The organism is Actinoplanes sp. CA-131856 (genome assembly GCF_050956135.1).
GTDB lineage: Bacteria > Actinomycetota > Actinomycetes > Mycobacteriales > Micromonosporaceae > Actinoplanes.
In genome coordinates this window covers 473,070-486,854 of record NZ_CP191849.1, presented here as the reverse complement: position 1 = coordinate 486,854, position 13,785 = coordinate 473,070, and the positions used below count along the sequence as shown (strand labels likewise).

At 71.2% G+C, this 13,785-nt stretch carries 12 protein-coding genes; 4 read left to right on the top strand and 8 right to left on the bottom strand.

Translation table 11 applies throughout. From position 1 onward, the window contains the following. Positions 1 to 222: 222 nt before the first annotated feature. Positions 223 to 741, top strand: coding sequence for a SigE family RNA polymerase sigma factor (locus ACQP2X_RS02280; RefSeq protein WP_498694023.1), 519 nt, complete (start codon positions 223 to 225; stop codon positions 739 to 741). After that, positions 738 to 1,943, top strand: coding sequence for a TolB family protein (locus ACQP2X_RS02275; protein WP_498694021.1), 1,206 nt, complete (start codon positions 738 to 740; stop codon positions 1,941 to 1,943). The genes ACQP2X_RS02280 and ACQP2X_RS02275 overlap by 4 nt, the downstream gene beginning before the upstream one ends. On the opposite strand, the gene ACQP2X_RS02270 is transcribed toward ACQP2X_RS02275, so the two are convergent. The 6 genes from ACQP2X_RS02270 to ACQP2X_RS02245 all read right to left on the bottom strand — a co-directional run bounded on the left by ACQP2X_RS02270 (position 1,944) and on the right by ACQP2X_RS02245 (position 8,736). Continuing rightward, positions 1,944 to 2,585 (bottom strand): tetratricopeptide repeat protein, encoded by a 642-nt coding sequence (locus tag ACQP2X_RS02270; protein WP_498694019.1) that lies wholly within the window; start codon positions 2,583 to 2,585, stop codon positions 1,944 to 1,946. A gap of 19 nt (positions 2,586 to 2,604) precedes the next feature. After that, complete coding sequence (locus tag ACQP2X_RS02265; RefSeq protein WP_498694018.1) at positions 2,605 to 3,831, bottom strand: tetratricopeptide repeat protein; 1,227 nt, start codon at positions 3,829 to 3,831, stop codon at positions 2,605 to 2,607. Next, entirely contained in the window at positions 3,828 to 4,772 is a 945-nt protein-coding gene (locus ACQP2X_RS02260; RefSeq protein WP_498694017.1) for a cyclase family protein, read from the bottom strand. Before ACQP2X_RS02260 ends, ACQP2X_RS02265 begins: the two co-directional genes overlap by 4 nt. A 10-nt stretch (positions 4,773 to 4,782) precedes the next feature. Further along, positions 4,783 to 5,370 carry a TMEM165/GDT1 family protein gene (locus tag ACQP2X_RS02255; RefSeq protein ID WP_498694016.1) on the bottom strand — a complete coding sequence of 196 codons (588 nt, stop codon included), beginning with the start codon at positions 5,368 to 5,370 and terminating at the stop codon, positions 4,783 to 4,785. 235 nt (positions 5,371 to 5,605) lie between these two features. After that, the gene (locus ACQP2X_RS02250; protein WP_498694015.1) at positions 5,606 to 7,210 is read right to left on the bottom strand and encodes an alpha/beta hydrolase; all 1,605 of its coding nucleotides are present in this window, start codon (positions 7,208 to 7,210) and stop codon (positions 5,606 to 5,608) included. 296 nt (positions 7,211 to 7,506) lie between these two features. Continuing rightward, positions 7,507 to 8,736: an MFS transporter gene (locus ACQP2X_RS02245; RefSeq protein WP_498694014.1), complete on the bottom strand. Its 1,230-nt coding sequence runs from the start codon at positions 8,734 to 8,736 to the stop codon at positions 7,507 to 7,509. A gap of 84 nt (positions 8,737 to 8,820) precedes the next feature. Here ACQP2X_RS02245 and ACQP2X_RS02240 point away from each other — a divergent pair, with 84 nt between their 5' ends. Next, positions 8,821 to 9,405, top strand: coding sequence for a TetR/AcrR family transcriptional regulator (locus ACQP2X_RS02240; RefSeq protein ID WP_498694013.1), 585 nt, complete (start codon positions 8,821 to 8,823; stop codon positions 9,403 to 9,405). A gap of 3 nt (positions 9,406 to 9,408) precedes the next feature. Here ACQP2X_RS02240 and ACQP2X_RS02235 read toward each other — a convergent pair whose 3' ends face one another. Next, on the bottom strand, positions 9,409 to 11,166 hold the full coding sequence (locus ACQP2X_RS02235; RefSeq protein WP_498694012.1) for an MFS transporter: 1,758 nt from the start codon (positions 11,164 to 11,166) through the stop codon (positions 9,409 to 9,411). A gap of 133 nt (positions 11,167 to 11,299) precedes the next feature. Here ACQP2X_RS02235 and ACQP2X_RS02230 point away from each other — a divergent pair, with 133 nt between their 5' ends. Then, positions 11,300 to 11,830 carry a hypothetical protein gene (locus ACQP2X_RS02230; RefSeq protein WP_498694011.1) on the top strand — a complete coding sequence of 177 codons (531 nt, stop codon included), beginning with the start codon at positions 11,300 to 11,302 and terminating at the stop codon, positions 11,828 to 11,830. Here the strand turns inward: ACQP2X_RS02230 and ACQP2X_RS02225 are convergent. Then, complete coding sequence (locus ACQP2X_RS02225; RefSeq protein WP_498694009.1) at positions 11,820 to 13,778, bottom strand: hypothetical protein; 1,959 nt, start codon at positions 13,776 to 13,778, stop codon at positions 11,820 to 11,822. The two genes, ACQP2X_RS02230 and ACQP2X_RS02225, sit on opposite strands and share 11 nt — an antisense overlap. Between the last annotated feature and the right edge of the window lie 7 nt (positions 13,779 to 13,785).

Sequence of the window (13,785 nt, the reverse complement as noted above, 5' to 3'; positions counted from 1 at the left end):
CGTGACAAACCATCTGGCCGTTCGGTGGAGCGCGAATTCGGTCGAACGGCTGTCGTCCGGGCATCGACCGGAACGCGTCCTCATAAGCGCCGAACGGTGCCCACACGGGGAGGCATCGAGCGGTGCAGGGGAAGAGGGGAAGACGTGACGACCGAGAGCGCGGTTGTTGAATCGCCTCGGTACGCTCACGTCTCCCTCGTCTCCCCGAACGGACACCCTCGGATGGACGCCCGTGAGGCCGACTACGCGCATTTCGTGCGCGCCCGTTCTCATGCGCTTCTGCGTTCCGCGTACCTTTTGACCGGGGATCAACACTTAGCCGAGGATCTGGTGCAGGAAGCGCTCGCTCGTACCCATCGCGCCTGGGCACGTCTGGAGCGTCCGGAGCACGCCGAGGCGTACTGCCGGAAGGTCATGTACCACGCACAGGTGTCCTTCTGGCGGCGGCCGAAGGTCGCCGAGGTCTTCCCGTCCGACTTCGAGCCCGATCAGCGCCGCGGCGCCGACGACCCGGCCGAGGCGGCGGTCGAGCGGCTCATGCTGCGCCGGGCCCTGCTCACGCTCACCGCCAAGCAGCGGGCCGTGATCGTGCTGCGCTTCTTCGAGGACCACACCGAGGTCGAGGCGGCCCAGATGCTCGGCGTCTCGGTCAGCACGGTGAAGACGCAGACCGCGCGCGCCCTCGACAAGTTGCGCGCGCTGATGCCGGACGCGCGGATGCTCCCGGAGCCGGGCCGATGAGCGCCGGCGACCACGATCAGCTCCGGGCGTCGCTGCGCGACCTGGCCGACATCGCCGAGCCCACCGACATGTACGACCGCGCGGTGCACCGGTCCCGCCGCATCGGGCGCCGCGAGGCCGCGGTCGGCACCACCGCCGCCGTCCTGGTGCTGGCCGCGCTGGGCAGCGGACTCTGGCAGCTGCCGCGCGGCGCGGACGACGACGGCTCCTCGTCGACGGCCGCGCCCGCCGCCGCCCGGTCGGCCACGGTCGGCCCGTCGTGGTCGGCGACCATGGAGCCACCCCGCCCGGTGCCGTCGATGGCCACCTCGACCAGGGCCGACGAGGTCCGCCCGCCGCATCGCGGCAGCCGGCCGCAGACCAGCGCGACGCCGGCCACGCCACTCTCACGGACCATCACCGACCTGCCCGGGCACGCCTTCTACCGCGAGGGCGGCACGGTGGTGAAGCTGTCACCGGCCGACGGCGAGACCCAGACGGTGCTGCGCGACACCACCTCGGCCGTCGGCGTCTCGCCCGACGGCACCCGCGTGGCGTACGAGGAGAACGGCGCCCTGATGGTCGGCCCGGCCACCTCCGGCGGCACACCGGAGCAGGTCGCCACCGGCGTGACCTCTCCCGACCAGGCGCCGGCGTGGTCGCCGACCGGCGACCGGCTCCTGGTCGCGGTCGACGCCCCGGCCGTACTCGACCTCGCCTCCGGCGAGATCACCCCGCTGCCCGAGGGCCTCACCGAGGGGCAGCATTTCCGCTGGTCGGGCGACGGCAGCAAGCTGGTGTACGCCACCTCGCACTGCGGCCTGGGGATAGCCGGCACCCAGGACCAGTCGGTCACGGCGGTGCCGGTGCTGGGCGACACGCAGACCGCCGACAACCCGGACGGCCTGGCCGCCTGCAAGCCGACCAGCGTCGACGCCACCGGCGAGCGGGTGACCGTCCCGTTGCAGACCACCGGCGAGGACGCGGCCGGCACGGACGCCGCCGACGCGATCGTCGACACCGCCACCGGCGACCTGGTGCGGCTGCCGGTCTCCGGCAGCATCGTCGGCGCGGTCTTCGACGCCGACGGCAACCTGCTGGTGCGCACCCGCGACGGCGACGTCACCAAGCTGTCGCTGTTCGGCGCCGACAACACGCTGAAGGTCCAGGCCACCGAGCCGGCGTCGGTGCGCGACCTCGACCTGTTCGCCTACACGCGCTGATCAGCCCTTGCCCTTGAAGAGGCGCCAGCCCTTCTTCTTGACAGTGGTCTCGCGCTCGGCCTCGCCGTTGAGCACCGCCAGGCGGTGCTGGGCGACCGGGTTCTCCGGTTCCATGCGCAGCGAGATCAGCAGCGCCTGCCGGGCCTGGTCGAGGTGGCCCATCCGCTCCAGGGCGACGCCGTGCGTGTAGTAGTAGTGCGCCTCGTTCGGGTCGAGCCCGATGGCCGTGCGGGCGGCCTGCTCGGCGTCGGCGGTGTGCCGCTCGGCCGAGAGCAGGGCCCAGGCGACCCGGTCGTGCCAGAGCGGGTTGCGCGGATCGGCGATGACCGCCCGATAGGCCATGGTGACCGCTTCCTCGTGCCGCCCCAGCAGGGTCAGCGCCCGGCTGGCCAGCGCGAGCGGCCGGGGTTCGCCCGGGTTGAGGCTGATCCCGTGGTCGGCCGCGTCGAGGGCCTCTCCGGCCTCGTCCATGGCCAGCCGCAGCCGGGCCAGGAGAATCCAGCCCTCGATCGCGCCGGGCTCGGCCGTCAGCACCGGCTTGAGGACACTCACCGCCTGCTCGAGGTCGAGCTGCTCGAAGAGCATGGCCGCGCGCGCCACTCCCACCTCAGTGGGTGCCGCACGCTGGAGGTCGGGGGTCACATGGTGATAATCGGCAGATTCAGCTCGCCGATGAGACTTTTCGCTTTCGCCTGACGATTGTGGCGAGGGCGAGCGCCGCACACGCGTACAGTCCCAGCCCGATGCCGAGCAGCACCAGGTCGCTCGCCTCGATCAGGCACAGCGTGCCGATCACGGCGCAGCCCACCATGATGATCCACAGCGCCGGTCCGCTGAGCCCGCGCGGCACCGCGATGCCGGCCGAGCGCACATGCGCGTTCGACGCCGAGACGGTCAGCAGCCGGGCCGCGAACCCACCCGCCGCGGCCAGCCCCAGCAGCCACCCCATCCAGTCGCGGGGCGCGACGGTCGCCGTCAGCAGCAGCACGATGCTCACCACGGCCAGCACCGCCGCCACGCGCTGACGGCCAAAGGTCAGGACATTGACGAGGTACGCCCGGAGACCGCGATCGAGGCGCATGACGAAGTACGCCGCCACGCCGACCGGGGCCAGCGCCGCCGCGGCCGCGAGCAACCGCGCTCCCGGCACCGAGAAATCCAGCACCCGCCACCCGACGTACGCCAGCAGGGCCAGCACGATCGCCGTGTAGACCAGGAACCGCTGCAGGGCCACGTCGAGCATGAACTTGCTGGCCTGCTGGCCGGGGTCGGCCCGCAGCGCGCCGGCCAGGCCGCTGGCGCCCCGGGCCAGCCGGCCCAGCGCGAACGGGTTGCGGTGCACCACGTCGAGGGTGGCCAGCTCGTGCTGGGCCACCGCGTTCTCCGGCTCCAGGGACAGCGCGTCGCGCAGCGCCCGCCGGGCCCGGTCGGTGTAGTCGAGCTGCTTCATCACCATGGCGTAGGTGATCCGGAAGTCGGCTTCCTCGGGGTCGAGCTCCACCGCGCGGCGGGCCGCGTGCTCGGCCTCGACCGTGCGTTTGCCGCCGCCGAGCAGCGCCCACGCCACCCGGTTGTGCCGATAGGCGTTCTCCGGCTCGATCCGGGCCGCCGCCTGCGCCACCGCGACGGCCTCGTCGTGCCGTTCGAGCCCGGACAGGGCCCGGCTCAGCGCGCTGAGCGCCTCGGCCGACTCGGGCGCGGTCACCACGGCCCGGTGGGCCACCTCGTGCGCGAGCTCCGGCTGCTTGAGCGCGAGCTGCGTGTGCGTCATCAGCACGAGCGCGCGCACGTTGTCCGGCTCGGCCGCGAGCACCGGGCCGAGCAGCGCCGCCGCTCCGGCCGCGTCGCCCCGCTGGAACTGCGCCGCGGCCCGCGCTATGTCGCTCATGAAGGCAGCCAGCCCGCCGAACGGTTGTGGTCGTGGGCCTCGAAGAACGGCACCTGCGCGTACGCCCGGACCGGGAACGTGCCGACACCGGAGATCCGGGGTGGCGCCGCGGTGAACCGGGCGCCGTGCGGCGGCAGGTTCTCCAGGCCGGTGAGGTGTTCGACGATCGGGATGTTCGCGGCCAGCAGCACGGTGTGTGCCGGCCGCTCACCCGCCGCCGCCTCGCTGACGTCGTCGATGTTCACCGCGTCGATGCCGACCAGCGCGGCCCCGCGCTCGACCAGCAGGGCGGCCGCCTCGCCGGTCAGATAGGGCGCGCCGACCGCGTAGTCCGGGGTGCCCCAGGCCCGGTCGCCGCCGGTGTGCAGCAGCACGGCGTGCCCGGCCACCGTCAGCGGCTCCAGGTCGTCGACGGTGACCGCCCGCCGTCCGCTGCCGGCCGTGCGGACCACGACCGCTGGCAGGTCGGCCAGGCGCTCCAGGGGCAGGCCGGCCAGGTCGGTCCCGCCCTCGTAGCGGTGCCGGGGCGAGTCCAGATAGGTGCCGGTCTGACCGACCATGTCGATCCGCTCCATGCTGAACTCGGTGCCCTCGGCATAGCGGGAGCGCGAGTCGGCCCAGGTCAGATGTGGGGAGACGACCGGGCCGGGCAGGCCCGGATACGTCGCCATGCCGGCCTCGATCACGTGGCTCAGCTCGACGAACCGGGTCCGCCCGGGCGCGGGCTCGCCGGCCACCGGGGCCGGCTCGCCGAACACGCGCACCCCGGTCAGCTCGACCCGCTCCACGTCACGCAGCCCGAGCGACCGGACCAGCAGGGCCTCGATCTCGGCCGTGGTCACCTCGGGATGCGGCACGTCCACCCGCAGCCCCTCGGCCCGCAGGCCACCGCCGGTGGTGAGGGACACGGCGGCGGTCACTTCCGCCCGGTACTGGAGCACGGCCAATCCCCTATCGCAGCTCGATGATCGCTTCCACGATCAGCCAGATGCCGAAGATAGCGAACAGGACGGCCGCGCCCCACTTGATGGCCTTCTCGGGCAGATGACGACCGAGCATCCGGCCGACCAGGATGGCCAGCGCGTCGGCCGCGACCATGCCGACCGTCGAGCCCAGCCAGGTGCCGAACCAGCCGTGCTGGGTGGCCAGCGTGATCGTGGCCAGCATCGTCTTGTCGCCCAGCTCGGCCAGGAAGAAGGCGCCTCCGACGGCGATGATGGCCGACCTGGTCGTCCGCTCGGCCTTGGTCTTCTCCTCATCGGTCAGCTTGTCCCCGCGCAGGGTCCAGGCGCCGAAGGCGAGGAAGGCGATGCCGGCGACCAGCGAGATCCAGCCGGTCGGCAGTGTCGCGCCGAGGCCGTATCCGATGCCGACCGACACGGCGTGCACCACGGCGGTGGCCACGGTGATGCCGATCAGCACCGGCACCGGCTTGAACCGCGTCGCGAAGGTCAAGGCCATGAGCTGCGACTTGTCGCCCAGCTCGGCCACGAAGATGACCGCGAAACTCAGCGCCGTCGCGGTGAGGAACCCATCCACAGAAATTGCTCCCGGTATCTCCGACCGGGGCGGAAGAAGCTCAGGGCGACCTCGACCCGGCCGTCGTCAAACAGCCATGGTCGAAGGTCTCGCTCGCCTCGATGAGGCCGCGCGGCCGGACCTTGCCTGCACGGGCCAAGATCAGTATGTCGACCGCGACATTGGGAGCTACTCCCCTTCGCAAACACGAGCATAGGCCACGGCCCCCGCGGAAACGCGGGGGCCGTGGCGCATCTCATCGTTCGCGGGTGAGTTCGAGCCTTTCCGCGTACGCCGGCGCGCGCTTCGCCGCCGGTGCGACCGCGCTCGGCGCGGGCGGCGGGATCGGCTTGCAGCGCTTGTCCGACCGCTCACCCCGGACGCGCTGGGGAAGCTCACCGGTGGCCAGATAGTCGGCCACGGTCTCGTCGACGCACTTGTTGCCGAACAGCGAACCCGAGTGGGTGGTGCCGCCGACGCCCTCGATCAGCACCGACCGCGGGAACCGCTTGCGCACCTCGAGGCTGCCGCTGAACGGCGTCGCCGCGTCCATCGTCTCGCTGATCAGCAGGATCGGCGGAACGCTCTCCCCCGAGACGGTGACCGGGATGCCGGGCTTGGCCGCCCACGACCGGCAGGGCGCGTTGTACCAGGCGTTGCCCCACGTCTCGAACGGCGCCTTGCGGTGCACCTCCCAGTTGTCCGAGGTCCACTTGGACCAGCTCCGCGGCCAGGCGACATCGGTGCACTGGGTGGCCAGATAGATGGCGTACCCGTTGTCGCCGCCCTTGGTCTGCGGGTTGTTGTCGTCGTAGAGCTTGCGCAGGCCCGAGGCGTCACGCTTGTGCACCCAGGAGCTGAACGAGCGGGCGATCTCGGGCCAGCCGAACACGTAATAGCCCGCCTGCAGGAAGACGTCGGTCAGCTCGGACGGCCCGAGCACCCCACCGGCCGGCTTCGCGGTGAGCTTGCGCTGCTCGGCATCGAAGCGTTTCTGCACCTCACGGGCGGTCTTGCCGAGCTTGTAGACCTTGTCGTTGCGTGCCACCCAGGCGAAGTAGACCTTGATGTTCTTGTCGAACGCGAGGTCCTGGTCGAGGTTCGAGTCGTACCAGACCCGGGCCGGGTTGACGTTGCCGTCGAGCACCATCCGCCGCACCCGGTCCGGATAGCGGGTGGCGTAGACCTGGCCCAGATACGTGCCGTACGAGAAGCCGTAGAAGTTGATCTGCCGTTCGCCCAGCGCCTGCCGCAGGCTGTCCATGTCCCGCACGGTGTCGAGCGTCTTCAGGTGATCGAGAAGACGCCCACCGGCCTTGGCGCAGTCCTTGGCGTATCCCTCGGCCCGCTGGAGCCACTGCCGCTCGATCTGCGCCGAAGTGGGCACATAGGGCGGCCGGTTGTAGCCGGCGTAGTCGCTGTCGCAGCTCAGCGACGGCTTGCTCTCACCGACACCGCGAGGGTCGAAGCCGATCCAGTCGTACGCCTCGCCGGCCTTCTTCGGCACCAGGGACCCGAGAATCGACAGGCCACGCCCCTTGCCACCCGGTCCACCGGGATTGACGAGAACGACGCCCTGATACTTCGCCGCGGGCACGGTGTGCTTGACCCGCGAGACCGCGATCTGCACGGTCGCGCCGTCCGGCTTCTTGTAGTCCATCGGCACGGTGAGGAAGCCGCACTCCGCCCGGCGCGCCGACAGAGTGGCATCGGTGCAGGCCGTCCACTTGATCGGCTTGATCGCGGGCGCACTACGGGAGTAGCCGGTCCGAACGCTGCGCTCATCGGCCCGAGCCCCGCTCGCCGCAAGCCCGGTCGCCGCCAAGGCGATGGTGGTGGCCGCCGCCAGAAGTTTTCTCATGCCTGCCTCTCGTGTCCGGTTCGCCCCCATATGCTGCGGCGTGGGCGCCCCCAAGAGGGGCTGCCCACGCCGGGGAACCACGAAAGAAGCGGCCAGGTCGCGTTTTCCACAATCACCGGTTGTCCACAGGCTGTCCGCGCGAGTCCGCGATTTCCGCAAGGATTGCCCTGTAGGCCGGGGGCCCCCTTCTGGGAGGGCGGGCTGTGTCAGGGCGGGCTGTGTCAGGGCGGGCTGTGTCAGGGCGGGCTGTGTCAGGGCGGGCTGTGTCAGGGCGGGCTGTGTCAGGGCGGGCTGTGTCAGGCGACCACGGCGCGGCGGGTGCGCAGGTGCTGGGCGGCCAGGGCCAGGGCGCCGAGGACCGCGACCACGATGCCGTACGCGACGGCGGTGGTCTGCAGGCCCGCCGACGTGGCGGCGAAGCCGGCGATCACGGCCGGGACGCTGAAGGCGATGTACGCGATGACCAGGGCCACCGACAACAGCTTGCCGCGCTCGTGCGGATCGGCCAGAACGGCCAGCGTGCCGAAGGAAGCAAGGGCCGAGGCGCCGAAGCCCACGCCCGAGATCACCGTGCCGATGGCCGCCACGACCACCTGGTCGAGCTCGACACCGACCACCGCCACGACCGCGCCCACGGTCAGCAGGCTGGCGGCGATCGCCAGGACCCTCGGCGTGGGCAGGCGGCGCATGAAGTACGACGTCACGGCGCCGGTGCCGCACAGGAGCGTGACCACCAGGCCGCCGATCAGGTGGCTGCCCAGGTGGAAGACCCCGGCCGCCACGGACGGGCCCAGCGAGAGGTAGAGGCCGCCGATCGCCCAGCTCGCCACGATGATCGGGACGAGGGCCAGCACGTCGGCGCGGAGCCGGGCCGGGATGCCCAGCTTGGGGGTCATCGAAGCCGCGGCGCCGGGGCGGCGGGCCGACGTCTCCGGGATGCGCAGCACGACCAGGCCGGCGACCACCATCGCGCCCAGCAGCAGGGCCCAGATGAAGTGGGTGGGCGCGGGGGCGTACTGCACCAGGGCGCCGGCGCCGAGCGCTCCCAGCGCGAGACCCGCACTCGGGACGATGCCGTTGACCAGGCCGGCCCGGCCGGGGGCGTGCGGCGGGTTGAGGTCGACCAGGGCCGCGCCGAGCGTCGTCATGGCGGCGCCGGTCGCGATGCCCTGGAGGAAGCGGGCGGCGGCCAGCACGCCGACGTCACCGGCGGTCAGGAAGAGGATCAGGGAGACGACCTCGAGCGCGATGGCGGCGGCCAGCACCGGCCGGCGGCCCAGGTGGTCGGAGAGGGCGCCCAGGGTGAGCAGCGCGCCGACGAGGCCGACCACGTAGATCGCGAAGACGACCGTGAGCGTGGTCGCCGAGAAATTCCAGAGGTGCTGATAGACCACGTAGAGCGGGGACGGCGCGGCCGACGCCGAGGTGAAGGTCAGGAAGATCGCGGCGATCGCCGCGAAGGCCAGCGGCCGCGAGAAGTGGCGGCTGCGCGTGATGGCGGGCGGGGCTTCGGCTACGGCGGTCATTCGCGGATCCCTTACCAAACTATGAACAGACAGGTCTGTCTGATGGCACGAGAGTAGACAGGTCTGTCTGGTATCGTCAACAGCATGTCTGCCGCATCACCCTCCACCGCACGTAAGCCCACCGCGCGGGAGCGGCTCCTGGCCGCCGCCGATGAGCTGTTCTATGCCGAAGGCATCCACACGGTCGGCATCGACCGCGTCATCGAGCGGGCCGGCGTGGCCAAGGCCTCGCTCTACAGCACCTTCGGCAGCAAGGACGAGCTCGTCCGGGCGTACCTGGAAAATCGCCACGAGATCCGCCGCACCCGCTTGATCGAGGGCCTGGAGAAGTACGACAACCCGCGCGACCGGCTGCTCGGTGTCTTCGAGGTGCTCGACGAGCGGGCCGGCACCCCGGGCTTCCGCGGCTGCGCCTTCTACAACGCCAACGCCGAGGGCACACCCGGCGGCCCGGCCCAGGAGGTCGCCGACTCCACCCGGGCGTGGATGCGTGGCCTGTTCGTCGAGCTGGCCCGCGACGCCGGCGTCAAGGACCCGGCCGCCTTCGCGGCCCAGATGGTCGTCCTCTACGACGGCGCCTCGGTCGGCGCCAAGATGGACCGCCCGGCCACGGCCCCGAAGGTCGCCCGCGGCATGGCCGAGATCCTGCTCGAGGCCGCTACCGCCTGAGGGTCAGGGATTCGGCTCGGCGACGCCCGTCGCCGGGTTGAGCAGCTCGGCGTCGGTGAACTCGGCCCGCACCACCGCCTCGTGGGTGACGAACGAGGTGTCGGCCGGCGCCGGCTTGCCGCGCAGGAGCGAGGCCAGGGCGCCGATCACCGACATGGCGATGGCCAGCCAGAAGACGATCACCAGGCCGTCGTGGAACGGACCCGAGATGAGCTGCGGGAAGAAGTCCAGGCCGGTCAGCCGATCGGCGTTCGCGGGCGGAAGCGAGCTCAGCGTCTGCTGACCCAGCAGCTCGCCGATCGGGTTGTAGCCGAGGAACGCCGCGAACAGCGTGCCCACCGGCGGCGTGGCCGCCACCTGGGCCGCCGTGTCGGCCGGGACGCCCTGGGCGATCAGGCCGCTGTTCAGCGTGCTCGGCAGCGACGACGCCAGCCCGGCCACCATCAGCGAGAAGAAGACGCCGATGGAGAGCACCTGACCCGCGTTCTGGAAGGTCGCCCGCATGCCCGAGGCCGCGCCTCGCATGTTGGCCGGGACGCTCGACATGACCAGTGACGTGTTCGGCGCCGCGAAGAGGCCGCCGCCCAGGCCGTTGATGAAGATCAGGATGGCGAAGACCACGTAGTTGAAGTTGCTCGGCAACAGCAGCAGGCCGCCGAAGGACACCGCCATCACCAGCAGGCCGCCGGTGGCGAACGGCCGGGGGCCGAACCGGTCCGACAGCGCGCCGGCCAGCGGTCCCGCGGCGAGGAAGCCGATCGTCAGCGGCACCAGGTAGATGCCGGCCCACAGCGGGGTGGACTCGTAGTCGTACCCGTGCTGCGGCAGCCAGATGCCCTGCAACCAGATGATCAGCATGAACTGGAGGCCGCCCCGGGCGATGCTGGCCAGCAGGTTGGCCAGGTTGCCGCTGAGGAACGACAGGTTCCGGAAGAGCCCGAGCGGGAACATCGGCTCGGCCACCCGGGTCTCGATCAGCCCGAAGGCCACGAGCACGAGAGCGCCGCCGATCAGGCCGGTCAGCACCCAGGGGTTGGTCCAGCCCATCGTGTGCCCGCCGTACGGCTGGATGCCGTACGTGATCGCGGCCAGCACGGCCGTGAGGCCGACCGCGAAGGTCGCGTTGCCCCACCAGTCGATCTTCGCCTTGCGGCGGACGCCGGTGTCGTGCAGCGAGCGGTACGCCCAGACGGTGCCGAGCACACCGAGCGGGATGTTGACCCAGAAGACCGAGCGCCAGTCCCACTCGGCCAGCACGCCACCCGCCACCAGGCCGATGAACGAGCCGGCCAGGGCCGAGACGATGTTGACGCCGAGCGCCATGCCGCGCTGCTTGGCCGGGAAGGCGTCCGTGATGATCGCGGCCGAGTTGGCCATCAGCATGGCGCCGCCGATCGCCTGCACCACGCGCCAGCCGATCAGCCAGAGCGCGCCGCCCCCGCCGTTGAACGGGTCGAGCGACAGGATGATCGAGGTGACGGTGAAGATGGCGAAGCCGGCGTTGTAGATCCGCACCCGCCCGTACATGTCGCCGAGCCGGCCCAGCGTGACCACCAGCACCGCGGTGACCAGCATGTATCCGATCAACATCCACAGCAGATAGCTGACGTTGCCGGGCTCGAGCGGGTTGATGTCGATGCCCTTGAAGATCGCCGGCAGCGAGATCAGCACGATCGACGAGTTGATCGTCGCCAGCAGGGTTCCGAGGGTGGTGTTCGAGAGCGCGACCCACTTGTAGCGCGGATGGTCAACGGTCAGCATCACGAAAAAACTTATATCACCCCCTTATGAATCCGGGCGACGGTTAGTGACCTACGGCGCAAGGAGCGATTTCGCCCATACGTGCGGTGTCGTCCACCCAGCCGTAACGCGCCCGGAATGTCACCATGCAGGTATGGGTGAGCAGACCATCTGCACGGCTCGAGACTCCTGGCTGCACCCCCACCTGGGCGCCACCACGGCCGGTGGCCCGGCTCCACGCGAATACGTGGTCGCCCTGCGCCACGTGGCGCTGACGCTCGACGCCGACCCGCGCTGGCGCTCCTGGTGGAGGCAGTCCGGCCTGTCCGCGTGCGAGCTGGGCATCGTGGCCGAGGGCCCGCTCGACCATCCCCGGCCCAGCGCCGACATCCGCCGCCTCGACGACCGTCTTCAGGCCAACTTCACCTGCGCGCTGCCCGCTCGCGCTCCCGTCGAGGACGGCTCCGAGCTGGCCACCCGTACGGCCACGGGCGAGATCCGGGCCATGTTCGAGGTGATCCGCCAGGCCCTGACCATGCCGGCGCTGCCACCGACCCCGCCCGTGCCCGACCTGCCGTCCGACGTCCCCGACGTCCCGGTCACCACCAAGCGCCTCCCCGAGGTCGTCGGCGACGACCCCGAGCACATCACGCTCACCCAGATCGAGGAGTTCTTCAGTTCGTGAAGGTGAAGTAGCGGTAGGCGCCGTAGGTCGTGGCGTTCACGTTGTCCCCCGAGGCGCCGGCCAGATAGACGGCCCGCACCCGGTAGCGCAGCCCCACGGAGTGCGCGCCGGTGAGGGCGTACGACGCCTTGCCGGCGCTGGTCAGCGGCACGTCGACCGTCCGCGACGCCGTCCACTTGCCCTTCCACAGCACCTCGAACTGGAGGCGCGCCTTGCGTCCCGGATACGGCGTCATCGCCGTGCTGAACAGCGGGTGGACGGTCTTGCGGTAGTACGCGGTGGGCACGCCGCCGAGAGTCGCGGTCTTGTAGTGGCGCGAGTTGGCGAGCGACACCGCGACGCGCGTGTAGACGTAAGCCACGGGGCTCGACACCGGGGTGTAGCGAGCGTCGCCGGCGTACTTGGCCACCAGCCCGGTGTTGCGGGTCAGCTTCACCGAGGTGGTCAGGATGCCGTTGGCGTCGACCTTGGCGTTGCGCAGCAGCCGCGGCGGCTCCGAACCGGCCGGGTCGGCCCAGATGGCGACCATCTTGTTGCGCAGGTTCTGGTCGAGCAGAGCGTGCACGGTGACAGTGGAGCCGTAGGCGGCGCTCGACGGCGCGAAGACCTGGAGAGCGGGCTTCGAGCGGGCCACGTTGATCGACACCTTGGCCGAGGATCCGGCGGCCGGCCCGTGGCCGCGATACGACACCGTGTAGGTCACGGTGCCACCGACCGGCGGGTAGTCGATGAAGGAGAACCCCAGGTCGGGGTTGGTGGTCACCTGCGGAAGGGCGCGACCCGACGGTGATTCCGCGTCGGTGCGGGTCACCGCGAGGTCGGCCAGCGTCTCGCCGAGCGGCCCCGAGGCGGCGAGCCGGCCGGAGATCTCGACCCGGGAGTCGCGCGGCACGGCGGTCGGCGCCGCCCGCAGGGAGATCGCCGTGGTGACCGGCTCGTAGAACACGTGGCGGGTGTAGTCGCCGTGCATGGTGCGGCCGATGGCGAAGAGCCGCTGACCTCCCGGCTCCCAGGCGAGCCGCTGCGGCGTGTCGAGGTTCAGGTCGAACCTGTCCGACGCGACCTCGGAGCCGGCCGGGAAGATGGTCAGGTCCTGGCTGCCGTGGCCGATCGCGACCCGCCCGTCGCCGGGGTGGACGCCGAGGGCCGCGCCCGCGCAGAGCCCGCCGTAGATCGGGGTCCGCTTGGCCGGGCTCGCGGTGCCGGCCGTGAAGGCCCCGCAGTTCCCGTCGACCCCGATGATCTCGCGGCCGTCCCGGGAGAGGGCGACGGCGGTGACCGGGCCGGGCGCCGCCGTCGTGGCCGCGGTCTCCACGGGGGTGTCGCCCGAGACGTCGTAGACCCAGGTGTTGCCGGCCGTGGTGGCGTCGCTCGACACGTCGACCGCGACGAGCTTGCCCCCAGCGGTGAGGAGCCGCGGCGCTCCATGACCCCGGCTGTCCGGCGAGGGGAACAAGAGAGGCTGGATGGCCCCGGTGGCGAGGTTCACGGCGCCGAAGACGCCGCCGGTCGTCACCGCGGGATCCTTCTCCCACCCGAAGTAGAGCTCGTCGCCGGCGATCGCCAAGGTCTTGGGAAACGCCACCTCGGACAGCGAATAGCGGGAGGTCTCGGTCATGGTCGCGGCATCGAACACGACGATCGCGTGCGCGTCGGCGACCGCCGCGTAGACCTTCTTCCCGTCGCCGGAGAGCGCCAGCCCACCGACGCCGGGCAGGCCGGACCGGAAGATCCGCTCACCGGTGACGTAATCCTCGGCGAAGATCTGGCCGGTCTTCCCATCGCTGATCACGAGATGCCGGTGGGCCGCGTCGACCAGCACGTCGCTGACCGTCTCGACCGGCAGGAACCCGCCGCCGGCGTCCGCGGCGGCCGGGGCACTGGAGACGCCGACGGCGACGAGAGTGGAGGCGGCCAGGACGGCCGAAGTCAGGGCAGCACGAAGCATATGTGGA